This is a genomic window from Sorangium sp. So ce176 (assembly GCF_051519835.1).
Classification (GTDB): domain Bacteria; phylum Myxococcota_A; class Polyangia; order Polyangiales; family Polyangiaceae; genus Sorangium; species Sorangium cellulosum_G.
This window is the reverse complement of sequence record NZ_CP150371.1, coordinates 2,493,674-2,517,845: the sequence shown is the minus strand read 5'-3', so window position 1 is coordinate 2,517,845 and position 24,172 is coordinate 2,493,674. Positions and strand designations below refer to the sequence as shown.

General features: G+C 72.8%; 19 protein-coding genes. 13 read left to right on the top strand and 6 right to left on the bottom strand.

Annotation, left to right across the window (positions count from 1 at the left end; all coding sequences use genetic code 11):
• Positions 1 to 12 precede the first annotated feature (12 nt).
• Together scpB and WMF42_RS09735 are read right to left on the bottom strand one after the other, a co-directional pair.
• Positions 13 to 1,740, bottom strand: coding sequence for an SMC-Scp complex subunit ScpB (gene scpB / locus WMF42_RS09740; protein ID WP_437691654.1), 1,728 nt, complete (start codon positions 1,738 to 1,740; stop codon positions 13 to 15).
• Positions 1,727 to 3,340, bottom strand: coding sequence for a segregation and condensation protein A (locus WMF42_RS09735; protein ID WP_437691652.1), 1,614 nt, complete (start codon positions 3,338 to 3,340; stop codon positions 1,727 to 1,729). The genes scpB and WMF42_RS09735 overlap by 14 nt, the downstream gene beginning before the upstream one ends.
• A 125-nt stretch (positions 3,341 to 3,465) precedes the next feature.
• Here WMF42_RS09735 and WMF42_RS09730 point away from each other — a divergent pair, with 125 nt between their 5' ends.
• The 4 genes from WMF42_RS09730 to WMF42_RS09715 all read left to right on the top strand — a co-directional run bounded on the left by WMF42_RS09730 (position 3,466) and on the right by WMF42_RS09715 (position 8,507).
• Complete coding sequence (locus WMF42_RS09730) at positions 3,466 to 5,895, top strand: serine/threonine-protein kinase (RefSeq protein ID WP_437691650.1); 2,430 nt, start codon at positions 3,466 to 3,468, stop codon at positions 5,893 to 5,895.
• Positions 5,896 to 6,040: 145 nt separating this feature from the next.
• Positions 6,041 to 6,736, top strand: a complete 696-nt coding sequence (locus WMF42_RS09725; RefSeq protein ID WP_233562445.1) for a hypothetical protein — start codon at positions 6,041 to 6,043, stop codon at positions 6,734 to 6,736.
• A 169-nt stretch (positions 6,737 to 6,905) separates the two neighbouring features.
• Positions 6,906 to 7,754, top strand: a complete 849-nt coding sequence (locus WMF42_RS09720; RefSeq protein ID WP_437691648.1) for a MaoC/PaaZ C-terminal domain-containing protein — start codon at positions 6,906 to 6,908, stop codon at positions 7,752 to 7,754.
• A 51-nt stretch (positions 7,755 to 7,805) separates the two neighbouring features.
• Positions 7,806 to 8,507, top strand: a complete 702-nt coding sequence (locus tag WMF42_RS09715; protein WP_081426958.1) for a peptidylprolyl isomerase — start codon at positions 7,806 to 7,808, stop codon at positions 8,505 to 8,507.
• A 144-nt stretch (positions 8,508 to 8,651) separates the two neighbouring features.
• Here the strand turns inward: WMF42_RS09715 and WMF42_RS09710 are convergent, their stop codons facing one another.
• Positions 8,652 to 9,776 carry a DUF6599 family protein gene (locus WMF42_RS09710; protein WP_233562446.1) on the bottom strand — a complete coding sequence of 375 codons (1,125 nt, stop codon included), beginning with the start codon at positions 9,774 to 9,776 and terminating at the stop codon, positions 8,652 to 8,654.
• 11 nt (positions 9,777 to 9,787) lie between these two features.
• On the opposite strand from WMF42_RS09710, the gene WMF42_RS09705 reads away from it, so the two are divergent.
• The 9 genes from WMF42_RS09705 to gcvPA all read left to right on the top strand — a co-directional run bounded on the left by WMF42_RS09705 (position 9,788) and on the right by gcvPA (position 20,494).
• Positions 9,788 to 10,615, top strand: a complete 828-nt coding sequence (locus WMF42_RS09705) for a pilus assembly FimT family protein (protein ID WP_434046554.1) — start codon at positions 9,788 to 9,790, stop codon at positions 10,613 to 10,615.
• Positions 10,612 to 11,211 (top strand): type IV pilus modification PilV family protein, encoded by a 600-nt coding sequence (locus tag WMF42_RS09700; RefSeq protein WP_061611994.1) that lies wholly within the window; start codon positions 10,612 to 10,614, stop codon positions 11,209 to 11,211. Before WMF42_RS09705 ends, WMF42_RS09700 begins: the two co-directional genes overlap by 4 nt.
• Before the next feature lie 5 nt (positions 11,212 to 11,216).
• On the top strand, positions 11,217 to 12,524 hold the full coding sequence (locus WMF42_RS09695; protein ID WP_061611999.1) for a PilW family protein: 1,308 nt from the start codon (positions 11,217 to 11,219) through the stop codon (positions 12,522 to 12,524).
• Complete coding sequence (locus tag WMF42_RS09690; protein ID WP_061611995.1) at positions 12,521 to 13,138, top strand: pilus assembly PilX N-terminal domain-containing protein; 618 nt, start codon at positions 12,521 to 12,523, stop codon at positions 13,136 to 13,138. Before WMF42_RS09695 ends, WMF42_RS09690 begins: the two co-directional genes overlap by 4 nt.
• A 22-nt stretch (positions 13,139 to 13,160) precedes the next feature.
• On the top strand, positions 13,161 to 16,814 hold the full coding sequence (locus tag WMF42_RS09685) for a hypothetical protein (protein WP_437691644.1): 3,654 nt from the start codon (positions 13,161 to 13,163) through the stop codon (positions 16,812 to 16,814).
• Positions 16,811 to 17,353 carry a hypothetical protein gene (locus WMF42_RS09680; protein WP_437691642.1) on the top strand — a complete coding sequence of 181 codons (543 nt, stop codon included), beginning with the start codon at positions 16,811 to 16,813 and terminating at the stop codon, positions 17,351 to 17,353. The genes WMF42_RS09685 and WMF42_RS09680 overlap by 4 nt, the downstream gene beginning before the upstream one ends.
• Positions 17,354 to 17,456: 103 nt before the next feature.
• Positions 17,457 to 18,578: a glycine cleavage system aminomethyltransferase GcvT gene (gene gcvT / locus WMF42_RS09675; protein ID WP_061609411.1), complete on the top strand. Its 1,122-nt coding sequence runs from the start codon at positions 17,457 to 17,459 to the stop codon at positions 18,576 to 18,578.
• A gap of 95 nt (positions 18,579 to 18,673) precedes the next feature.
• Positions 18,674 to 19,075, top strand: coding sequence for a glycine cleavage system protein GcvH (gene gcvH, locus WMF42_RS09670; protein ID WP_437691640.1), 402 nt, complete (start codon positions 18,674 to 18,676; stop codon positions 19,073 to 19,075).
• Between the two features lie 54 nt (positions 19,076 to 19,129).
• Positions 19,130 to 20,494: an aminomethyl-transferring glycine dehydrogenase subunit GcvPA gene (gene gcvPA, locus WMF42_RS09665; RefSeq protein WP_437691638.1), complete on the top strand. Its 1,365-nt coding sequence runs from the start codon at positions 19,130 to 19,132 to the stop codon at positions 20,492 to 20,494.
• Positions 20,495 to 20,580: 86 nt separating this feature from the next.
• On the opposite strand, the gene WMF42_RS09660 is transcribed toward gcvPA, so the two are convergent.
• The 3 genes from WMF42_RS09660 to WMF42_RS09650 all read right to left on the bottom strand — a co-directional run bounded on the left by WMF42_RS09660 (position 20,581) and on the right by WMF42_RS09650 (position 24,158).
• A complete protein-coding gene (locus tag WMF42_RS09660; protein WP_061609408.1) occupies positions 20,581 to 21,141 on the bottom strand; it encodes a hypothetical protein in 561 nt (186 codons plus the stop codon).
• A 60-nt stretch (positions 21,142 to 21,201) separates the two neighbouring features.
• On the bottom strand, positions 21,202 to 21,972 hold the full coding sequence (locus tag WMF42_RS09655; RefSeq protein WP_437691636.1) for an esterase/lipase family protein: 771 nt from the start codon (positions 21,970 to 21,972) through the stop codon (positions 21,202 to 21,204).
• A 149-nt stretch (positions 21,973 to 22,121) separates the two neighbouring features.
• Positions 22,122 to 24,158: a hypothetical protein gene (locus WMF42_RS09650; protein ID WP_437691634.1), complete on the bottom strand. Its 2,037-nt coding sequence runs from the start codon at positions 24,156 to 24,158 to the stop codon at positions 22,122 to 22,124.
• Positions 24,159 to 24,172: the final 14 nt, after the last annotated feature.

The following is a 24,172-nucleotide window of genomic DNA, read 5'->3' as shown; positions in this document are numbered from 1 at the left end:
GGCGGCGACGACTCAGTCGTCTTCGTCCTCCTCGTCGTCTTCGTCGTCGTCCTCATCCTCATCCTCGTCGTCGTCGTCGTCCTCTTCGTCGTCTTCCTCTTCGTCCTCGTCGTCCTCGTCGCCGTCTTCTTCGTCCTCGTCGCTCTCTTCTTCGTCCTCGTCGCTCTCTTCTTCGTCCTCGTCCTCGTCCTCGTCGTCCTCGTCGTCCTCGTCGTCCTCGTCCTCTTCGTCCTCGTCCTCCGCGCTGCGCACCTCGTCCTCCTCGAGCGCGTTCGCGTCTCGGACGGCGTCCTGCGCGCCAGGCTCGGCATGCACGCCAGGGATCGGACTCTCCACACGCACCTCGTCCTCCATTGCTTCCATGGCCACATCTCCCTCCCGCGGCGCTGTAGGCGACACGCCGACGTCTTCCGCTGACGTCTCTCCTGCGCCGGTGACACTCGTCCGGATCGTACCTTCCGCGCCGGCGAAGCTCTCCTGTTCCGACGTCATCACCGTAGCGTCCGGCGGCTCTTCGCCGAGCTCACGCTCGTAGGCGCGACGAGATTCCTCGGTCAGCTCGGTGAACTCGCGCAAGGTCGGCAGCTCGCCGAGCGCCTTCAGGCCGAAAAACTCGAGGAACTGCGCCGTCGTTCCGTAGAGCATCGGTCGCCCGGGCTCGTCCTTCTTGCCCAGGATCCTCACGAGATCGCGCTCCAGGAGCGACTTCAGCGCGGCGCCGGAATCGACGCCGCGGATCTCGTCGACCTCGGGCCGCGTGATCGGCTGCCGGTACGCCACGATCGCGAGCGTCTCGGTCTGGGCGCGGGACATCTTGATCGGCTTCTGCTCGGTCACCTCGCGGACGAACGGCGCGAACGCGGGGCTCGTTCGAAAGACGTACCCGCCGGCGACCTCGTCCAGCCGGAACCCTCGCCCGTCGTACTCCGCGACGAGCTCGGCCAGCAGCTCTCGCACGACGCGGTGCTCTGCGTTCGCCGAGCGCGCGAGCTCGCGGGCCGGCACCGGTCGCTCCGCGACGAAGATGAGCGCCTCCAGGACCCCCTTCAGGTGCTTGCGCGCGACCGCGGACAGCCCCGGCACCTGCGCGGCCGCCGTCGCGCTGCGGGCCGGAGCCGAGGCGCGCCGCGCCGGGTCACCGAGCTGGGCCCACGCGACGGCGCGGAAGCGAGCGACCGGATCTTGCCGTGCCCCCCTCGGCGCGCGCGGCTCCTTCTTCACCGCCCGCGGCCGCTTCGCCCCGCTCAGCCACGCGTGCGCCGCCGCCCTCAGCCGCGCCGGCGTGCCGCGTCCGCTCGCCCTGGCCGGGGCGCCCTGCCCCGGAGGCTTCGGCGCGCGCGGCTCCTTCTTCGCCGCCCGCGGCCGCTTCGCCCCGCTCAGCCACGCGTGCGCCGCCGCCCTCAGCCGCGCCGATACGCGCTGTGCGCTCGCCCTGGCCGGAGCGCCCTGCCCTGCCGCCTTGGGCGCGCGCGGCTCCTTCTTCGCCGCCCGCGGCCGCTTCGCCCCGCCCAGCCACGCGTGCGCCGCCACCCTCAGCCGCGCCGATGCGCGCTGTGCGCTCGCCCTGGCCGGAGCGCCCTGCCCTGCCGCCTTGGGCGCGCGCGGCTCCTTCTTCGCCGCCCGCGGCCGCTTCGCCCCGCCCAGCCACGCGTGCGCCGCCGCCCTCAGCCGCGCCGATGCGCTCTGTCCTGCCGTCTTCGAAACGCGCCGCCGCTTCGCCGCGGCATCAGCCACCGTCACGGCCACTCCCTGCGTCTACTTCATCCACCGCGTCCGGCGGCGCCGCGACGTCCTCCGGGGCCGACAGGTCGCTCGTCTCCGCGACCGCATCACGGCTCGGCTCCTCCAGCGGGGCCAGAGCGGCGGCGCCGGCATCCGCTTCCCTCGCTGGCTCGTCGCCTGCGACGTCGTGCGCGCTGTCCGTCTCCTCCACCGCCCCGGCGAGCTCCGGGGGCGCGGGTTCGCCGCTCGGATCCACAGATGGCTCGGCCAGCTCAGGCTCCGCCGGCGCGCCGCTCTCGGCTTCCGCTTCCGTGGCTTCAGCGACCTCGGGCCCCGCCGGCTCGCCGCTTTCTGCTTCTGCAGCTTCCGCGCTCTCGGCCAGCTCAGGCCCCGCCGGCTCGCCGCTCTCAGCTTCCGCTTCCGCAGCTTCCGCGCTCTCGGCCAGCTCAGGCTCCGCCGGCTCGCCGCTCTCGGCTTCCGCTTCCTCGGCCTCCGCGCTCTCGGCCAGCTCAGGCTCCGCCGGCTCGCCGCTCTCGGCCTCCGCTTCCGCGATCTCGGCAGCCTCAGGCTCCGCCGGTGCGCCGGCAGGCGGCGCTCCCGCCCCCTCGCTCCCGGCCATCTCGTGCCGCTCCGCCGTGGGCGCGCCGTCCTCTGGGTCGAACTCCACCGGGGGCTCGCCCTCCGCCACCGAGAGCAGGATGTGGATCGGCGCCAGCGGGTCCGTCTGGTGGACCCGGATGAGCCTCAGCTTGCACATCTCGAGCACGGCAAGGAACGTGATCACGACCTCGAAGCGAGGGATGACGCCCCCCTTCGAGACGCTGTCGAGCAGCAGATCCTCGAAGCGCATCGCCCGCCGCGCCGAGAGCTTCTCCGTGAGCTCGACGATGCGATCCGTGATGCTGATGCGATCGAAGACGACCTCGTGATCGATCTGGACGTTCGTCCGCTTCAGCACCCGCTCGAAGGCGTCCAGCAGGCCGAAGATCGACGACGACGCGAACGGCGCCGGGCCCTTCGGCACCTCGCTCTCGCTCATGCCGCGCGTGAACACGTCGCGCCCCAGCGTGCCGCGCTCGGCCAGCTCGCCCGCGGCGACCTTGTACTTCTGGTACTCCAGGAGCCGCCGGACGAGCTCGGCGCGCGGATCCTCCTCCTCGCCGGGCATCCCGTCGTCGTCCTGCCCCGCAGGCACGCTCGGCAGCAGCATCTTCGACTTGATGTGCGCCAGCGTCGCCGCCATCACGAGGTACTCGCTCGCGAGGTCGATCGACAGCGAGCGCATGATCTTCAGGTACTCGAGGTACTTCTCCGTGACGAAGCTCACGGGGATGTCGAGGATGTCCAGCTCGTGCTGCTGGATGAGGTGCAGCAGCAGGTCGAGCGGCCCCTCGAACGTGGGGAGCGAGATGACGTACTCGCCCTCGCGCGGCCCCGCGTCGTCGCCGGCCGCCTCGCCGGCCGCCGACGACGCCTCGCGCACCTCGCGGGGCGGCGTGGGCGCCTCGCGGGCCCGGGGCGCCGCCGCCCCGCGGCCAGCGGGCGCAGGAGCGGCGCCCGCGTTGCCGCGCCCTTTGCCGCCGCGCGCCCTTGCCGCGCCCGCCTTGGAACCGCTCACGCGGCGACCGTAATCGCAAGGCGCCGGTCGGTCCATTCCGGAGCGTGCCCCGGCGCCGCGACGCGCCAAAACGCCGCTCCGTCCGACAATTTATGGCGGGAGCGGTGCTAGCATCAGCGCTGTCGATGAAGCCGTCCCCCGCGAAGAGCTGCCCCTCGTGCGGTGAGCGCTACGACGCGGGCGTCCTCTATTGCCCCCGCGACGGCACCCCGCTCGCGAGCTCGCGCAAGAGCCCCGCCTTCGGCGCCGCCGAGCGCGATCCCTACGTCGGCCTCACGCTCGGCGGGCAGATCGAGCTCCGCCACCTCATCGGCATCGGCTCGATGGGCCGCGTCTACCGCGCCTTCCAGGCAGGGATCGAGCGCGACGTGGCCGTCAAGATCCTCCACCGCGAGCTGAGCACCAACGCCGAGCTCGTGAGCCGCTTCCACCGCGAGGCCAAGATCGCGAGCCGCCTCGTCCACCCGAACGTCGTCCAGGTGCTCATGACCGGGAGCGTCCCCGCCACGGCCGACCCCCGGATCGGCGGCGAGCTCTACCTCGTCATGGAGCACCTCGACGGCATCTCGCTCCTCTCTGCCCTCGCCGCGGCGGGCGCGGGGGGCGAGAGCGAGGCGCTCCCGCTCCCGAGGGCGCTCCACATCATCCTCCAGATCTGCGACGCGGTCGGCGAGGCGCACGCGCAGGGCATCGTCCACCGGGATCTCAAGCCCGAGAACATCATGCTCGTCCGCCGCGGCGAGGACCCGGACTACGTGAAAGTGCTCGACTTCGGCATCGCCCGCCTCGACTGGGCCGACAAGGCGATGACCACCCAGGCCGGGCTCATCTTCGGCACCGCCAAGTACATCTCGCCCGAGGGCGCCGAGGGGCAGCGCGTCGGGCCGCCGGCGGACGTCTACTCCATCGCGACGATGCTCTACCAGTGCCTCGCGGGGCGCGCGCCGTTCGAGGGCGACTCGCCCGTCGCGCTGCTCGTCCAGCACACGCACGCCCCGCCGGCGGACCTGCGCAGCATCGCGCGCTCGAGCTACGTGCCCGCGCCGATCGCGCAGGTCGTGATGCACAACCTCGCGAAGAGGCCCTCGGAGCGCGCCCCCGACGCGCGCGCCCTCGGCCGCGACCTCGCCCTCGCCGTGCGCGCGAGCGGCCTCGATCCCGACGAGATCGCCGCCCAGCCCGGGCTCCTGCGCGCCAGCGCGGTCATGAAGCTCGCCTCGAAATCGCGCACCAAGTCGCTCGACCTCTCCCCGGCGCTCGCCGCCCAGATCGGCGGCATCGCCGCGCCCACGCTGGAGAGCGCGCACATCAGCGATCTCGGGTCGCTCCCCCCGCGCGTCGAGATCGACCGCTACGGGGACCTGGCGGCGCATGGCCCGGAGGAAGAGCGCTCCTCCTCCAGCGGCGCCGAGCGCTCCTCCTCGCCCAGATCGAGCGGCGTGGAGCGCTCCTCCTTCGGCAGCGGAGACCACGCCGCCTTCCGCAGCGGAGAGCACGCCGCCTTCGGCGCCGCAGAGCGCGCGTCGTTCGGCAGCGGAGATCACTCGGCCTTCGGCGGCGCAGAGCGCTCGTCGAGATCCAGCGGCGTGGAGCGCTCCTCCTTCGGCAGCGCAGAGCGCTCGTCGAGACCCGGCGGCGCAGCGCCCGGCGGCGCCGCGGCGCCTTCCTGGTCCACCCCCTTGCCCGAACATCCCGCGCGGACGGCGATCGGCCTCGGCATCGAGCCCTCGCGCGACTCCGCGCCGGTGCCGTCGACAATGCAGGGCGTCGAGTCCGCGGCGCGGCCGCTCCCGCGTCGCGCCGTGATCGCCCGCGCCGCCGCCCTCCTCGCGTGCGCCGGTGCGCTGGGTCTCGTCGTGTTCCTCGGCGGGCGGCACCTCGGCGCGTTCGGCGGGCCGGCCGCGAGCGACTCGCTGGACGCGCACATCGAGCGCGCGCGCGACTGCATGGGGAGGCACGCGTGGGACGCCCCCCCGGGCGAGAACGTGAAGGACCTCCTCTCGCAGGCGCTCGCGCGGTGGCCGAGGGACCCGCGGCTCGCCGAGCTCCGGCGCGAGTCGTCCGAGCGCATCGTCACCGACGCCCTCGGGCGCAAGTATGCCGGCGACAGGGCCGGCGCGATCCGGCTGGCGAAGCTCGCCGTCGAGCTGCACCCGGAGCTCACCACCGCCCAGCACCTCGTCCTCGAGCTCTCGAGCGGCCCTCCCGACGCCGCCCCGGCGCCGCCCCCGCAGGTCTCCCCCGAGGGCTCGTCGTCCCCGACCGCGGCCCCCGACCGCAGGCCGCCGCGCCGGCCCGCGCCGGCCGAGGCCCGCGGCGCGACCCCCGGCGCCCCCGCGGGCCAGCCGCCCGCGGCCGCCCCCAGGGGCGCGCCTGCCCCGCCGGCGCCGGCCCTCAGGAACGCGCCGGCGCCGCCCGGGGGCGCGGGCTCGCCAAGGGACGGCGCCGCCTCGCCGCCGGCCAGCGCCCCCGCCCCCGCCTTGCCCCCCTCGCCGCCGCCCCTGCCCACGGAGTCCCTGTCACCGCTCCCCTCCTCGACGGGTCCGTGGCTATAATCCATCGAAGGTGAATCCAGGCGGTTGGTACCCCACGTCGCGAGCGCCCACCAACGATCGCGCTGGGGAGGGCGACCGTGCGTCACCGCCGCGCCGCGAGAGAGCCCGACCGACGCGCGGCGCCGCGTGCGGCGCTGCGGTCGCGGTGCTCCTCGTCGCGGCGCCCGGTCGCGCCGACGAGAGCCGGGCCGCCCGCCGGGCCGCCGCCGCGCGCGAGCAGGACCGCCCCTACACCATGGTCGAGATGAGCGGCGGCGTGATGACGCTCCCCGGCGCCGACGTCTGCCCCGTCTCGCTGTCCCCTGACACCTGCGAGCAGGGCGAGACGAGCGTCTCCTTCGGCATCCACAACCTCTACCGCTGGGGCGACATCGGCTTCGGCGCGGGCATCTTCTGGGCCGCGACGCTGAGCACCGAGGCAGCGCGCGGCGCGCCCGAGCTCGAGCGCGATCACGCGCGCCGCTACTTCATGCTCGACGGGGTGTTCCGCTACTACGGCATCCGCACGGAGACGTGGGAGTGGTGGGGGGGCGCGACGCTCGGCGGCGTCGTCGTCAACGACTCCTGGTCGGTCGAGGCCGACCGCGACCCGTACTCGGACACCGCCTACGTCGGGCCCAGGGCCGCGACGATCGGCACCGAGGGCGTCGCCGTGGGCCTCGCGATCGGCGGCGAGTGGACCTTCGCCGACAACTGGAGCTTCGGGAGCCACATCCGCTACTCGAGCTGGTTCCTCCCGGAGCAGCGCAAGGTCTCGCCCACCGGCGATCGCGCCTCCCTCTCCGAGCGCGTCGACATGTTCAACATCGGCGTCCTGATCGCCTACCGCGTCGCGCTCTGACGCCGCGCGCGCCGCGACGGACGCGCGCGACGCGACCGCCGCAGAGCGCGCGGATCGCGCGGGCAGGCAACGGCCGCCGCCAGCGCGCGGCGCCAGAGCGCGGCAGTTGACGCGACATCGCCAGGTCTGTACGCCTCCTCGGCCGTTCCCACCCAGCGAGGAGCCCCCGATGCCGCTGAATCTCTCGAAGGTCGGCCACACGACCCAGCCCAGCGCCTTCACCTTCACCTGGAAGACCCTGGCCACCTACGCGCTCGGCATCGGCGCCCGGCGCGACGAGCTCGAGTACCTCTACGAGGGCACGCCGGGCGGCATGAAGGTCTACCCGACGTTCGGCGTCATCCCGACCCAGGGCACTGTGTTCGAGGCGCTCGAGGTGGCAGGCGCCGAGCTGCCGCTCATCGTGCACGGCGGGCAGACGCTGCGGGTGCACCGCCCGCTCCCGGCGAGCGGGACGCTGTTCACGACCGCCACCCTGTCGGGCATCTACGACCTCAAGAAGTTCGCGCAGGTGATCATCGAGACGAAGACGACGCTCGAGGGCGAGCCGCTCTTCGACACGGTGTGGTCGATCATCGTGCGCGGCGTCGGCGGCTTCGGCGGGCCGCGCCCGCCGCACGCCGAGTCGGAGGCCCCCGTGCCGAAGAACCGCGAGCCCGACTGGGAGGTCGAGCAGGCGACCTCGCCCGAGCAGGCGCTGCTCTACCGGCTCTCGGGCGACGAGAACCCGCTCCACGCCGACCCCGAGGTCGCGGCGAAGGCGAGCTTCACCCAGGGGCCCATCCTGCACGGCCTCTGCACGTACGGCTTCGCGGCGCGCGCGATCATCCAGAAGGCGGCCGGCGGCGACGCGAGCAAGCTGCGGGCCTACGGCGCGCAGTTCCGCAAGCCTGTGTGGCCCGGTGACACGCTCGTCACGCGCGGCTACGCGCTGGAGGGCGGCAAGGTCGCGGTGGTCACGTCGGTCAAGGGGCGACCCGACCCGGTGCTCACGAGCGCCTGGGCGGAGATCGGCTGACGGCCGGCGCGGCCGCGTGCTAAGGCCCGAGGCCCGGATCAGGGAAGCGATATGAGCAAGAAGACCGAGAAGGACAGGGCCAGGGACGACGAGGACCTCGAGGACGAGGACGGGTCGACCGACGAGGACAACGACGACGGGGAGGAGGAGGCGAAGGCCACCGCGGTCCACGGCCGCGACGATGACGACGACGACGACGGCGTCGAGCCGGAGGATCCGTACTGGTGGACGCCGCACGCGGTGCTCAGCGCGCTCGTGCTGATCGGGCTCCTCGGCTTCTTCGGCATGTTCAACAAGACGCCGCTCTCTCGCCTCGCGGCCCCTGTCGCTCCGGCGCCGGACGAGCACGAGCACGCCGTCGCCGCGTCGCCCGCGCCCGCGCCCAAGCCGACGCCCCGCCCGGCGCAGTCAGCGCAGGCGCCCCGGGAGATGTTCGGCGCGAAGCACCTGCTCGTCATGTACAAGGGGAGCCGCCGCGCGCCCCCGACCATCGAGCGCACGAAGGAAGAGGCCCAGGCCCGCGCGACCGAGGCCATGAAGAAGGCCAAGGCCGACCCGAGCAAGTTCGCGGACATCGTGAAGGAGTACTCGGACGAGCCGGGCGCGGACAAGCGGGGCGGCGACCTCGGCAAGTTCCCGAAGGGCGCGATGGTCCCGGAGTTCCAGGTGGGCCTCGAGAAGATCAAGGTCGGCGAGGTGAGCGACCTCGTCGAGACGCCGTTCGGCTTCCACGTCATCCTCCGCACGCAGTGATCGCGGGCGCCTCGCGGCGCCAGGCGACCGCGCGGCGCCTCGCAGCGCCCCCTGCGCCCCGCTCGTCCCCCGCGGCGCGCAGGCGCCGGCGCGGCGACGTGCCGCCGCGCCGATCGCTCTCTCCCTGGACAGCGACCGCGGCGCTCAGGGCGCCGGCGCGGTGACGAGCTTCTTCAGCCGCGCCGACTTCTCTTCCTTGGTCAGCGTCACCTTGGCGTGCTCGTCGGCGGTCATGCCGCTGCGGAGCACGCGGGCCTCGTCGCCGACGCCGTAGACGGTCTTGTCCGCGCGGGCGAAGATCCACTCGGTGGCGGGGGTGTCGCCCTCCTTGTGCATCAGGCGCACCGCGCCGTCGCCGATGCCCTTCTCCCGGGACGCGCCCGGCAGCTTCGCCAGCGTCGACAGCACGTCCTTGGCCTGGTCGACGTCGCCGCGCACGACCGCGAGCACCCGGTAGCGCTTGTCGACCTCCTTGTAGTAGCCGAACGCGCCCGGCCCCGCGCCGTCGACGCCGAGCACGTCCTTCGTCTCGTACCGGACCCCGAGCGGGATCATGTTGTCCTTGGGCAGCGTCGCCGCGGCCGGGGGCAGCGCCGGCTCGCCGGGCAGCTTCGCGCCCATCTCCTTCACGAGCCCGGGCAGGACCTTCTCGCTCAACGATTTGAGCGCCGCCTCGGCCAGCGCCTCGTCGTTGTACGTGATCTCGGCGAGGTACTGCCCGCGCCAGAGGTACGCGTTGCCCACCCCCATCGCGGCCGCGCCGCCGCCCTCGATGGGGCGCGGCGTCGCCTCGTCGGCGGGGTCGCCGTCGCCCACGGTGCGCTTCGTGAACATCCCGTAGGCGCCCTCGGTGGACCCGAACTTCGAGAGGTGGACGTCGACTGTCGCGGAGCCACCGGCGCCGCTCACGTACCGCGCCTCGACCACCCGCCGCACGCCGAATCCCTTGTAGATCTCGCACTCGCCGTCGAACATGTCGCAGATGCTGTCGAGCGGCAGGGAGGCCGATTCTCCGAACGTCTTCTCGGCGCCGTTCGGGTCGAGGCAGAACCCGCCGATCGTGCGCGGGAAGAACGGCGCGCTCGCCGCGTCGCCGATCGTCCCCCCTCCGCCCGCGCACGCCGCCGGCTTGGCGGCCGGCGCAGGCGGGGGCGGCGCGCCCATGCGCTCCTCCTCCTTCTTGCCGCAGCCCGCGGCCAGCGCGGCCGTGAGCGCCCCCGCGAGCAGCACGCCGAGCGTGCGCCCCGCGGGAGACGCGCTGTGGGCCAACAGGACTCTCGATGAACACCTTTCCGGCGGGAATCGCATGGCCCGTTCGCCTTGCACCTTTTTTCATAGCGCCGCAATCGTTAGCGCCCGCCGCGCGGTTCTTTGAGAGATTCCCCATGAAATTCCACAACTTGGCGCGAATCGAACAGGGCACGCGGCTTGCCTTTGCCCGGCATTCGGTGCGTTCCTCTTCCTGTTCGCCTCTTCGTGATCCCGGCGGCCTGCGGGCCTGCGCTCGGGGAGGGCGCGCGCGGCGCCGGCGCGGCGCGCGCGGCTTCACCCTCCCGGAGCTGCTCGCGGTGGTCGTCCTGATCGGCATCCTCGCGGCCACGGCGTCGCCGAGCTTCGTGAACGCGATGCGCGATCGCCGCGTGAACCGCACCGCCATGGAGATCAGCGGCATCTACCGCCTCGCGCGCCACCAGGCGATCGGGCGCGGGACGGCGGTCCTCGTGCGGTGGACGGCCTCGACGGGCGAGTTCGAGGTGAGGCAGGCGCGCATCGAGGGCATCGTGGCGGGCTCGCTGATCTCGAAGAGCTGCCTCAGCGTGCTCAACTGGATGGACCCGACCGAGACCGAGCTTGTCACGCGGTTCAACGTCACGGGCACCGAGCTGGCCGCGGTGGAGCTCCGCGATCCCACCCCTCCCGACGGCGCCGTGCAAGACAGCGCCGACGTGTGCTTCACGGCGCGGGGGAGGACGTTCGTCCGCTACAACTTCGGCGCCGGGTTCGGGCCGCTGCTCGGCGCGCTCCGCGTCAACGTGACCAACACGAGGACCGGCCTCCCGCGCTCGGTCTTCGTCCCGCCGAACGGCGTCGCGAGGCTCGGCCTGTGAGCGCGGCGCGCGCGAGGCGGCCGGCGAGCCGCGGCTACACGCTCATCGAGGTCATGGCGGCGCTCGGCGTGCTCTCGATCGGCGCCACCGGGGTGCTCGCGCTGCAGAAGGCGACGCTCATCAGCAACACGAACGCGCGCAACCTCACGATGGCCAACAACATCGCCATGACCTGGGCGGAGCGGCTGCGGGTGGACGCGCTCCAGTGGAACGATCCCGGCGGGGTCCCGGACCGCGACAGCGACACGGACTGGCTCAGCCTCATGGCCACCTCCCCGTTCCCCGCCAAGGTCGCGCCCACGCCGATCCCCGCGCTCGGGGCGCCGGTCGCGGACGTGTTCGGGACCGACATCCACGGGGGCGACCCGTCGCAGCCCGCGTTCTGCACGCATGTCCGCTTCACCCAGTTCACCGACGCCACGACGGGCACGCGGCGCTGGCCCACCCTCATCCGGGCGGAGATCCGCGTCGTCTGGGAGCGCAACGGCAACCCGATCGACTGCGGGGTCGCCCCGGTCATCGTCGACGCGGAGCCGGAGCGCTTCGGCGCGGTCTACGTCACGACCGCCGTCCGTCGGAACACGAGCGAGCAGTGACAGCGATGCGAGACCGACACACTTCCCCCGCGCGCCCGCGCGCCTCAGGACAGCGAGGCTTCACGCTCGTGGAGCTGCTCGTCGCCATGGCCGCCGGCCTCGTCGTGTCGCTGGCGGCCTTCCTGCTCTCGAAGAACGCGACCCGCTTCTTTCAGAACGAGGCGAGGGCCTCCGCCTCGCACCTCGCCGCGACGATCGGGCTGAACCGGCTCGCGACGGATCTGCAGCGCGCCGCCTATCTGTCGACCGGCAACATCCAGTCGCCGAACGACAACCAGCGCTGCGGCGCCCCGCCGATCACGCCGACCGGCCTGAGGCTGCTCGCGGGCGTCACGATACAGCGCCAGGGGTCGGTGTTCCTCCACCCCTCGGAGCTCGGCCAGAGCATCGTCAACAGCATGTGGCCGGACGCGATCATCATCGGCGGCAGCCTGAACAGCACCGAGGTGTTCGAGTCGCGCGTCGTCAACGACAACGGCTCCTGGTACATCCGGCTCCTCGACAGCGCCGCCACGAGGCGCACGATCCAGCGCGCGCAAGGCGGCGGACAGGGGCTGGAGGACATCTTCCAGGGAGGGCGCTTCCTGCGGATCAGCCGGCCGAATCAGAAGCACCTGTATGCCGTCATCGACCGCATGGAGCCCGGGAACCTCGTCTTCCTCAAGTCCCCTCCCGGGGTGACGACGCGGGATGTCGAGCCAGAGTGCGGCCTCCCCCTCAGCGGCGCGCACGCGTGGGTGAGCGTCATCTCCCGCGTCCGCTACGACATCCGGAGCCTTGTCGGAAAGGCGACGTCCTATAGCTCGCTCGTGACGCCCATCACGCCGGCGCTCACCGGCGACAACGGGCGCACCGAGCTCGTGCGGATCGAGCTCGACGACGAGGATCAAGAGAGGCCCGAGACGCTCGAGGTCATCGCGGAGTACGCCGTCGATCTCAAGTTCGGGATCTCCGCATTGCAGGCGGACACGGCCCAGCAGAAGATCACCCCGCAGATCACGCGGTATCCGATCACCGCGACCGACAACGCGAACGTGTACACCATCGCCGCCGCGAACAACCAGCCTCTCGCCAGGCCGGAGGACGTGCGCTCGGTCCAGATCCGGCTCTCGACCCGCACCCGGGCGCCCGACCGCGACGTCGGCTTCCCCGTGGGCACCGACGGCCGCAGGCTCAGGTTCCTGATCCCCGGCATCGTCTCCGGGGTCAACACCCTGGCAGACACGGTGCCGGCGGGAGCCCCTCCGGTGTTCGCCCGGATGCGCACGCTCTACGCCGATGTCGCGCTCCCGAACCTGGCAGAACCAAGATGAAGAACGCAAGCATCGCCCGGTCCCTTCGGCGATCCCGCGAGCGGGGCGCCGCCGTGTTCATCGTCGTGCTGGTCATCACGATGCTCACCGCCATCGGCCTGTTCGCGGCGCACGCCGCCACGCTGTCGACCATCGCCAGCGGCCATGCGCGTCGGATGACGCAGACTCACTACCTCGCGGAGTATGCAATGCAGCTCGCGCTCGCCGAGATCGAGCAGAAGGGCGGCCTGAACGGCGGGCTCGCCACGGGGGAGAACTGCCTGGGCACCCCCGCCAGCTGCTGGACGATCAACTCCCGCGAGCTCCAGCGCAACGCGGCGGAAGGCCTCCTCGAGCTCGACGCGCCCGACGCGCCAGGAAGCCTCGGTCGCAAGGACGTCCGATGGAGCTTCGAGGTGGAGGTGACCGACAAGATACAGCCGGCGCTGGGGAACCACGAAGGCACCTCCCGGACCGATCAGAACCAGGTGGATGTGGACTATTGCACGGTCGCCATGAACGGGCGGCTCATCGCCTGGCCGGATCCTGGCGACCCGGTCGGTGAAGACGAGGTCATCGCCACGGCAGGCAGCCAGGAAGCCCTGTCCCTCGTGGCCCATGTCCTCTGCAAGTGAAGGCGACGAACCGGAGCGCACGATGCGAAACCTGACGAAGGTGCTTGTCACGATGGGCTCCGCGGCGACGGTCGGCCTCCTCGCCCCCCGCGCGCGCGGGCAGGCCATGGATGTCGAGCCGCCGCTCCCCAACGTCCTCCTGCTCGTCGACACGTCGGGATCGATGGAAAAGACGGTGGCGGGCGGCGAGCCGGACTGCAACCCGCTCAACGCGCCTGCCAACGAGGGCCTGAAGAGCCGCTGGGCGAAGCTCGTCGAGTCGCTCACCGGGCCGATCACGGACTTCTCGTGCTACGCGCAGCCGCGCACGAGCTCCGAGTTCGTCGACGAGTTCAGCCTCAATTCAGAGCCGCCCTACGACAGGAACTACTACATTCCGTTCCATCGCCTGCTCTCCCGCGGCTGCACGAAGGGCCCCGGGGCGGACTACAACACGCTGCGAGAGCACCCGTTCGACGACGCGACCCAGCCCTGCGCGGCGGGGATGGGGTGGGATCAAGCCACGTCCGGCCTGCTCGACGTCTACGGCGACAGGATCCGGTTCTCGCTCATGACGTTCGACACGCTCCCCGACGCGAGGACCGGGCTCAGCGGAGGCACGCCCGATCCCGTGGGCGGCATGGCGGGGATGTGGAGCTACTTCCTCGAGTTCCAGAGCGGCGCAGGGTACCCGGCGCGGGGCAACCCGCCCGACTGCGCTGTCGAGGACATGGAGGTCGGCGCCAAGAACCCGGCCGCGCCGCTCTGGGAGGGGCCGCTCGTCCCCTTCCCGTCCTACACGGCGGACATCACCGAGGTCCGCGCGACGAACCAGCGCATCCAGGACGCGCTGATCGCGACGCGCCCCTACGGCGCGACGCCGCTCGCCGGGATGTTGACCGACGCGCGCGACTACATCCTCAACGAGGCCTCGATCTGGCAAGGCCGGCCGCTCGGCCCGCGCGACGACCCGTACATCAGCGGCGGCTGCCGCAAGACCTCGATCGTGCTCATCTCCGACGGCGAGCCGAACCTCGACCTGCGCCCTACCTGCGCGCAGGGGCCAGGCCCCGGCCCGGAAGGGACGGGCTGCCCCTACGAGGAGCCGCACGTCGTCGCCCACGCGCTCAACACCCACGTGAACCCGAACCGGCGCGTGCAGACCTATACCGTCGGGTTCGGCCTCACCACCCGGGCGCGGCAGGAGCTCAGCGATCCGAGCTTCAACTGCGCGACGCTCTCCAGCGGCGATTTCCTGCCCGGCGGGCGCTGCGACAGCGCCTCGAACGCGCTCAAGGCGTGCTGCACGCTGTCGCGCATCGCGATCGAGGGCGGGACCGACCGCGGCTACTTCCCGGACGACGCCAACGAGCTCTCCGCGGTGATGTCGCAGATCTTCGCGCGCATCGCCTCGAACTCGACGAGCCGCACCATCCCCGTCTTCGCCAACGCGGCCACGACCGCGGACACAGGCAGCGACGCCGCGGGCGTCGCCTACCAGTTCGGCTCGTCGTTCAGCCCGCCGCCGGACGGCTCGATGTGGAGCGGCAACCTCGAGCGAAAGCGCTTCGTGTGCGAGGCGGTGAACGGCGTGATGACGACGCAGCTCGAGGACATCGACCCCAGCAAGGGCGACGACTTCGCGGCCAACGTCAACTCGAACGACCTCTCGCGGCCCCGGAGGTTCTTCACCGTGATCGGCGAGGCCGACGGCGCGCAGAACATCTGGTCGCAGCGGAGCATCCGCCCCGCGACAGTGGCCACGGACGGCCTCGGGAGCTACACGGGCACGGTGACCGGCGGCGGCGCGCCGGCGCCGGCGTCGTTGTTCGCGAACGAGCTCTCCCAGGCGGCGCGCGCGCTCAAGCTCGATCCCAGCGCGGGCACCGTCCCCCCGCAGTGCTCGGGCGGGCTGCGGGTGAACACCGCCACGCAGTGCGCCGAGCGCCTCGTCGCGTGGGAGATCGGCGAGCCGATGCCCTCGGACGTCCCGTCCCGAGACGGCAACGAGCTCGGCAGCATCTACCACTCGACCCCGGTCGTCGTGGGGCCGCCGCGCGACACCATCCCCGACGAGTCCTACAGGCTCTTCGCGGAGGACCCGGATCACGCGAACCGGCCGCTCATGCTCTACGCCGCCACGACCGACGGGCAGCTCCACGCCTTCCAGGTGACGGCGGCGACAGCGGCCGACCCGCTCAAGGTGGATCGCGTCCAGAACAACGAGCTCTGGTCGTTCCTGCCGCCCCACGTGCTCCCGCGGCTCCTCCAGACGTTCAACCAGCAATCCATCCTGCTCGACGGCGCGCCCGTCGTGAAGAACGTCGTCTTCGAGCGCACGGGCGCGCAGGCGGCCGCCGGCTCGTCGACCTGGAACACCGTGCTGCTCGCCGGCGGCGGCGCGGGCGGCGGCTTCTACTACGCGCTCGACATCACGGACCCGCGGGAGCCGCGGTTCCTCTGGCAGCTCTCCACGGACGACAGCGGCAACGACCTGTTCGGCGAGACGACGCCGACGCCGGCGATCGCGACAGTGACGCTCGAGGCCGGCAGCGGGTTCCGCGAGGTCGCTGTCGCCATCCTGCCCGGCGGCTCGGCCCCGCTCGACCCGAACCAGAGCGCGTGCCCCCGCAAGAGCGCGACGCACCCGTACTTCCAGCCGACGGGCAACCTGTCGGTCCGCGACTCGGTCCGGTGCTGGGGCACCGCGAGCACCAACGGCCAGGTCGGCGCGGCGCGCTCGCTCACGATCGTCCGGCTCGACACCGGCGAGGTGCTCCGCACGTTCCGGGGCCACGCCGACGAGGGGCCGGCCGGGCTCTCGTCGCGGACCGAGGTTGTCGACTTCGACTCGCCGATCACCGGCGTGCCCGTGCCGTTCCCGTCGGGCGTCGGCGAGGTCGCGGAGCGCATCTACGTCGGCGACGCCGATGGCACGCTCTGGCACGTCCGCCTGGCGAGCCCCAACCCGGACAACTGGACCGTGAGCCTCGCCTGGGACGCGTACTCGTTCGAGAGCGACACAGCGGCGAGCAGCCAGCCGATCCAGACGACGCCTGTCGTGAGCACCGATCCGCTCGGCAACACGGTCGTCCTGTTCTCCACCGGCGATCAGGAGGCGTTCACCGCGGGCACCGTCGAGACGCGGGCCTGGTCGATCACCGAGCGGCCGGTCACGAACGGCGTCCGCTTCACCGAGAACTGGGTCGTCCCCTTCACGGACGGCAAGCGCGTGACCGGGCCGATCTCGCTCTTCAACGGCTGCGCGTACTTCGCGACGTTCACGCCCGCCGCGCCCGGGACCTACGCGTGCGCGGACGGGTTCGGCTCGATCTGGGGCGTCGACTACCTGCGCGGCCAGGCGGGGAACCCGGCCGCGTACCCGAACGCTTGCCTCGTGATCGATCCGCTGGCGCCGCCCCAGCACTTCGAGGATCAGGCGCCGGGCACGGTCGTCTTCGGCGTGGCCGTCACCCAGAAGCCGACGTGCATCGAGACGGAGACCTACTCCGATCCGTACTTCGGCACGCAGACCATCGTCAGCCAGTCGAGCCCGCCCGAGTACCAGCTCGTGTTCCACACCGGCGCCGCGGGCCAGCAGGACGCCCAGGGGGCCGAGACGCGCACGAGCACGAGGTCGCTGCAGGCGCCGCGCAGGATCGTTAAGATCGACTCGTGGGCGACGATCATCGAATGAAGCGCGCCGGCCTGCCGCGCGGCGCCGCGGCGCTCGCCGCGTGCGTCGCGTGCGCGTGCGCCGCGCTCGCCTGCCGCAGCGACGCGGGCGCGCCGGCGCCGGCGCCGCCGTCGAGCGAGGCCTCGGCGCGGAGGCCGCCGGTCGACCAGGCGCTGCCGGGCGAGCTCGCCGAGGGCGTCGAGCAGGCGTTCGGGTTGCCCATCCCGCGGCGCATGAAGGTGCGCGCGCGCTTCCCCGACGCTGTCTTCGCGGTCGGGGAAATCCCGGCCGAGCGGGTGGCGAACTACGTGCGCACGCGCGTGCTCGCGGGCAACGTCGAGACCGGGCCGGCGAAGACGATCTTCTCGCGCGCGACAGTGAAGAGCGCGCCTCAGCGGATGATCCGGATCGAGGTGGTCTCGCGCGCGCACGTCTCGGAGCTCGTCGTCCGCGACGAGACGCGGCCGCCCCCCGAGCGGGGCCTGTCCGTCGAGGAGCGCTGGCGCCGCAACGGGCTCACGCCGGACGGCAAGGTGCTCGATCCCACCCGCCTCGAGTGAGCGCGACGGCGACGCGCCGCGCGGGCGGCGGGCTCGACGTCCGGCGTCGCGAGACGGGCCCGCGCCAGTCGACATCCTCGACCTTTCGAAGTAGATCGCGCCCGTGTCGACCAAGCCGCTCCCCACCGCTCCGCTCCGAAGGACCCCGCTCTACGACGAGCACATCAAGCTCGGCGGCCGCATGGTCCCGTTCGCCGGCTGGGAGATGCCGGTCCAGTACAAAGGCGTGACCGAGGAGCACCGGGCCGTGCGCACCGCCGCCGGGCTCTTCGACGTCTCGCACATGGGCGAGATAATCCTGAGCGGCGAGCACGCCGGGCAGGTGGTCGATTACCTCGTCACGAACGACGTCAAGAAGCTGGAGGACGGTCACGCGCTCTACACGTGCGCGTGCAACGAGGCCGGCACGATCCTCGATGATCTCATCGTTTACCGGATCGAAGCGCGGCAGTGGCTCATCGTCTGCAACGCGTCGAACCGCGACAAGATCGCCGCCCACTTCCGGAGCGCGGCGCAGAACCACTGCAGCTTCGAGGACGCCTCGGACCGCACCGCGATGATGGCGCTCCAGGGGCCGAAGGCGCTCGACATCGCCGCGCTCGCGGGCGGCGACGGCGCGGCGCTGCGCGAGCTGCCGTCGTTCCACTTCCGCGACGCGACGATCGCGGGCGTCCGCTGCACCGTGGCCCGCACCGGCTACACCGGCGAGGACGGGATCGAGATCTTCTGCTCCCCGTCCGACGCGCAGCGGCTCTGGCGCGCGCTGGTCGAGCTCGGCGGCCCGCTCGGCCTCGAGGCGACGGGCCTCGGCGCGCGCGACACGCTCCGCCTCGAGGCGCGCCTGTCGCTCTACGGCAACGACATCGACGAGACGACGAACCCGATCGAGGCGGGCCTCGGCTGGGTGGTGAAGCTCGACAAGGGCGACTTCGTCGGGCGCGCCGCGCTCCAGCGCGTCAAGGAGGAGGGGCCCTCGCGCAAGCTGATCGGCTTCGAGATGGTGGGGCGCGGCATCGCGCGCCACGGCTACCCGCTGCTCGACGCCAGCGGCGCGAAGGTCGGCGTCTGCACGAGCGGCAGCCCCGGGCCGACAGTCGGCAAGAACCTCGGGCTCGGCTACCTGCCGGCGCCGATGGCCACCGTCGGGACCACGTTCCAGGTCGACTGCCGCGGGCGCTCGGTCGAGGCGGTCGTGGTCAAGACCCCATTTTACAAGCGGGCCTGACCCGCGCGCGGCCGTGGTCGCGCAGGCGCGCGCGGGTCGGCCGAGCGGCGGCGAGGCGACCAGAGACCCAGGTTGGTAAAGGGAGAAGAAGTCACATGGCGAGCGATGATGTCCGAACGGACCGGCGGTACACGAAGGATCACGAGTGGGCCAAGCAGGAGAACGACCAGGTCGTGATCGGGATCACCGCCTTCGCGGTCGATCAGCTCGGCGACATCACGCTGGTCAACCTCGACGTGAAGCCCGGCGACACGATCACCGCGGGCACGGCCTTCGGCACGATCGAGAGCGTCAAGACGCTGAGCGACCTGTTCGCGCCGGTGAGCGGCAAGGTCGCGCGCGTGAACTCCGACCTCGAGAACCGCCCGGAGCTCGTGAACGAGGACTGCTACGGCAAGGCCTGGATGATCGAGGTCACGCCCTCGGACCAGGGCGAGCTCGGCGCGCTCCTGGAGCCCGCCGCGTACGCTGAGATCCTGAAGACCGCGGCGCACTGAGCGCCGCGCGCCTTCGCCACACTTCCCGCATCCCCCTTCCCGCTGCACAAGACCATGCGTTACCTGCCCCATACGCCCGAGGAAATCAGCGAGATGCTGCAGGCCGTCGGCCTGTCGTCGCTCGAGGAGCTCTACAGCGCGATCCCGAAGGAGGCGCGCCTCACCCGCCCGCTCTCGATGGATCCGCCCCTGGATGAGGCCTCGCTCATGAGGCACCTCGAGGAGCTCGCGCAGAAGAACCGCGCCGGGCGGATGCTCTCGTTCCTGGGGGCCGGCGCCTACGAGCACCATTTCCCGCCGGCGGCCGATCAGCTCCTGCTCCGCAGCGAGTTCTACACCGCCTACACGCCGTACCAGCCCGAGGTCTCCCAGGGCACGCTCCAGGTGATCTTCGAGTTCCAGACGATCGTGAGCGAGATCCTGGGGCTGCCGGTCGCGAACGCGTCGATGTACGACGGCGCGAGCGCGCTCGCGGAGGCGGTGCTGATGGCGCGCCGCCTGACGGGGCGCGAGCGCACGGTGCTGTCCGGGGGCGTGCACCCGGACTACGTCGGCACGGTCGAGACGTACGTGCACGGCATCGGGACCGGCAAGGCGTCGCTGGTCCGCGTGGACGTCGGCGGCGACGGCACGGCGGACGTGGACGCGCTGACGCGGGCGATCGACGAGACGACGGCCTGCGTGGTGGTCGGCTACCCGAATTTCTTCGGGGGGGTGGGCGACATCCGGCGGGTGGCCGAGGCGTGCCACCAGAAGGGCGCGCTGCTGATCACGGTCACGCTGGATCCGTATGCGCTCGCGCTGCTCGAGTCGCCGGGCGCGCTCGGCGCGGACATCGCTGTGGCGGAGGGCCAGCCGCTCGGGCTGCCGCCGCAGTACGGCGGGCCCAACGTCGGGCTGTTCGCGTGCCGGAACGACCGCAAGTACCTGCAGCAGGTGCCGGGCAGGCTGGTGGGCGAGACGGTCGACAAGCACGGGACGCGCGGGTACGTGCTGACGCTCGCGACGCGCGAGCAGCACATCCGCCGCGAGCGCGCGACGAGCAACATCTGCACGAACAGCGGGCTGTGCGCGACGGCTGTCACGATGCGGATGTGCATGCTGGGCAAGCGCGGGTTCGTGGAGGCGGCGAGGCAGTGCCTCGCGAAGACCGAGCACCTCAAGCGGGAGATCGCGCGGCTCGACGGGTACGCGCTGCCGATGGCGGCGCCGACGTTCCACGAGTTCGTCGTCAAGGTCCGCGGGGGGGATGCGGGGAAGCTCACGCGGGCGCTGGCCGAGCAGGGGATCATCGCGGGGCTGGATCTCGGGCGGATCGATCCGCGGCGGAGGGACGAGCTCCTCGTCGCGGTGACCGAGCGGCATGGCCGCGCGGACCTCGACCGGCTCGTGGGGGCGCTGGCGGGGTACACGCCCTGAGCTGACGCGGGCGTCGCTGGGGGCGAGGGGTGGTGCCGAGCTGCCCGGCCCCCGGCGAGCGTCTTCGTCGCGCGGCCGAGGACGGCTCAGCGCGAGGCGACGTCGCGGCCTTGCGCGGGGAACGGGTTTGGCCAGTGCTGCAGGAGCGACTGGCGGTACACGGTGAGCCGCAGCACGTCGATGCCCGCGATGGCGCCGAACGACATGGCGTTGTCGGTGCCGTAGCTGCCCTGGAGCGACAGGCTGATGCCGAGCGGAGCGCCCAGCGTGAGCGCGCCGGCAACGCCGGTGGAACCAGGGCCCCAGAAGCGATGGTAACCGCCGGCGTCGACGGCCAGACCTAGCTGGCCGGCCTGGAACCCGCGGGTCGCGACCCGGGCGAGCAACGCGAGATCGATCCCGCTGTCGAGGAGCGGGGTCGCGCGCACGAGGCCGCCGAAGATGACGGGCGCGTCGGGCGTGGTGCCGACGCCGACGTCGAGCGACAGCGCGCCGTCGAAGACGAGATCGCTGTCCCCCTGCTTCCAGCCGACAGCGCCGGCGCCGAAGAAGGACCACGCGGAGGTGTCCGCGCGCGAGGGCGATGACCAGGCGAGCGGGGCGAGCAAACCCGCGAGGGCGACGAGAATGGCGATCGGCGAGCGCACGCGGAGCGAGCTACCACGAAGCGCCGAGCGAGGATAGGTCGGCGCGGGATCAGCGCGCCGTCAGCGTACGATGCCCCGCCGCTCGACGATCCGACGCCCCACGAGGGTCGCCACCTCGGGGTCGAAGAGGAGCGTGTTGTGCCCGCGCGCCTCCATCACGCGGACCTCGCCGCCAGGCAGCGCATGCGCGATGGGCGAGCGGACCAGCGTGTCAGCGCCCGCGATGATCGACAGGTGCGGGACGCTCGACCGCGCCGTCCCGAGGAGGACGCGCCGGAGGACCGGGCTCGACGCGTCGAGATCGCGCGCGCCGCCGAAGCCGAGCAGCGCAGCGCGCGGGATGCCGCCGAACGGGCTCGCCATCGAGATGGTCTGCACGACCCGCGGGTCGCCGACCTCCTGGGCGAAGAAGCGGCACACGATGCCGCCCATGCTGTGGCCGACGAGGTGCAAGCGCGCGCCGTCCGGGAGCGTCGAGACCAGGGCGGCGAGGCGCGCGGACAGCACCTCGACGCCAGGCCCGGGCGCGTACGACATCGTCGCCGTGTGGACCGACGACGCCGGAGGCTCGGCCCGCGACGAGCCCGGCCGGCCAGGAGACCGGGACGCGCGCGACACGGAGGCGTGACGCTCGATCGCCGTCCGCAACGGCCGGAGGACGCCGGCCGACGCAAAGAGCCCGTGCAGGATGATGACGACATCGTCGCCGTCGCGCGCGCCGGCGGGGACCACCGGCGCGAGGGTGTCGTACGGCAAGAGGACCGCCTGCCTCGCAAACGAGGCCACCTCCCTGCCGGTCGCCGCGATGGCCGCCGCACGCAACCACTTCACCACGCGGGGCTCTTACCATGGTTCCGCCGCGCGACGTCCTCGCGCCCTCCCGACGCGCTGTGTCGCGGGCGGCCGAGGCGACGACGTGGACGGAGGTCCGGCGGCTCCGGGCGCTGCATCGGTGGCGCGGCGCCGCGCAGCGCGGGCGATCACGGCCTCAGCAGCCAGACATGGAAGCTGCGGAACGTGCCCTGGAGCGAGCGGATCCGGACGAGCTCTCCCGGCGCGACCTCGCGCAGGGGCACCCGGATCTCGGACCAGCGGTCCGCCGGGCGCTCGGGCACCTCGACGCGCACCTCGCCCTCGGCCGCGCGCCCGACAGCGACGCCGAGCGCGATCGGTCCGCCCCCGTCGGTGCGCAGCGCGAGCACGGCAGGGCCGCGGGCGATCGGCCCGATCGCGAACGACTGCTCGCGCCCCTCCGGGATCAGCCTGCCCGCGTCGAACCGCGGCGCGCCGCCCGCGTCGGCCTCGCCGTCCCGCAGCACGGCGCCGATGACCCAGCCGCCGCGCGGCGTCGAGAAGGCATAGCGGTGCGCCCGCTCGTCGATCAGGTCCGCGACGTCCACCTCGTCGATGGCCCCGTCGCGGCGCTCGCCGGGCGGCGCGAGCGCCGACCAGTCCGCCTCGTAGATCACCTTCTCGTCCGCGGCGCACATCACGTTGTCGTCGATCTTCACCGCGTCGACGCGCCGGCCGAAGACGTCCGCGAGCCCGCCCCACCAGGATGGGTACAGGGCGAAGACGTCAGGCCGATCGGCGGCGTCGAGCCGCTCGATGAGCTCGACCACGGCGGGCACCCCGTGCACCGAGGCCCGCGCGAACGGCATCCCCCTGTAGCCGCCGAGCCCGAGCCCGTCGATGGCCGGGATCCCCGAGAGGTACGGGATCGCGCCCGCGTCGCCGAGGAGCACCCGCCGCGGCCGCGGCACGCGCGCGGCCAGCCGCCGCGCGACCTCGACGTGCTGCCCGGCGATGTTCGCCGAGGCGCGGGCGAAATGGTCGATCTGCCGCGCGAACCACGCGGACGGCGCGGCGAGGGCCGCGAGCGCGAGGGCCGCGGCGACCCCCGCCGCGAGCCGGCCCCGCCGCGCGAGCGCCTCGGTCCCGAGGGCCGCGGCGACGAGCAGCATCGCGAGCGCCGGGGCGGCGTAGCGGAGGTTCTGGTAGCGCGCCGTCGCGTTGAGCGCGACGAGCAGCAGCGAGCCGTAGGCGCCGATCAGGAGCGGCACGGCGAGGCGCCGCGAGCGCCTGTCGAGCGCCGCGACGAGGCCGAGCAGCGGCAGGAGGAGCGCGAAGGACGGGCCGCCGAGCGCGCTTTCCAGCGCCTGCACCCGCAGCGCGGCGAGGTTCTTGATCACCTCCACCGCCTTCTCGAGCGGCGCGGGGTACGGGTTCGAGAGGATGAGCTTGCGCACGGCCCCCGCGGCGCCCCACTCCCCCGTGAACGCGCGGTTCGCAGCGGCGTTCGCGCCGAGCAGCAGCGCCGTGGGCAGGGACGCGCGCGCGAGCGCCGCGGCCGCGCTGAGCGAGCCCGCCGCGTGGGCTACCGCGACGGCGAGCGGCGCCGCGAGCGCGACGGCCTCGGGGCGCGTCGCGACGAGCAGCGCGACGAGGAGCCCCGCGCGGCGCTGCGCGGCCGGGCGCCGCGCCGGCGGGGCGAGCTCCGCGCGCCGCACAGCGACGAGCGCGCGGCCCAGCACGGCGCCGAGCAGCGCGACCTCCATGCCGGAGAACCAGCTCCAGTCGAGCAGCGGCACCGCCACGACGAAGAGCGGCGCGACCCACGCGACCCAGCGCGACGAGGCGGCGCCAGGGCCGCGCGGCTCGAGGAGCCGCCGGAGCGAGCGGCAGAGGTCGAGGAGCGCGGCGCACGCGAGCAGCGCGGCGAAGAGGCCGAGCCAGGGGCCGCGGAAGCCGAGCAGGTACCCGGGCGCGAGGACGAGCGGGTACGTCAGGCTGGTGCCGCCGGACGAGTAGCCGTTGCCCGGTATCCACGAGAGCGGGTGGCCCAGGGCCGCGGCGCGGGCGAACCCGAAGTGGATGTAGACGTCATCGAGCGGCGCCGGCCAGACGCCGCCCGTCCTGGCCAGCGCGGGGCCGTAGAACGCCGCGGCGGCGCCGAGGACGGGGAGCGCGGCGCTCGCGTGCCACAAGAGCAGCCTGGTCCGCGGCGGGCGCCTCACGGCCCGGGCGGTAC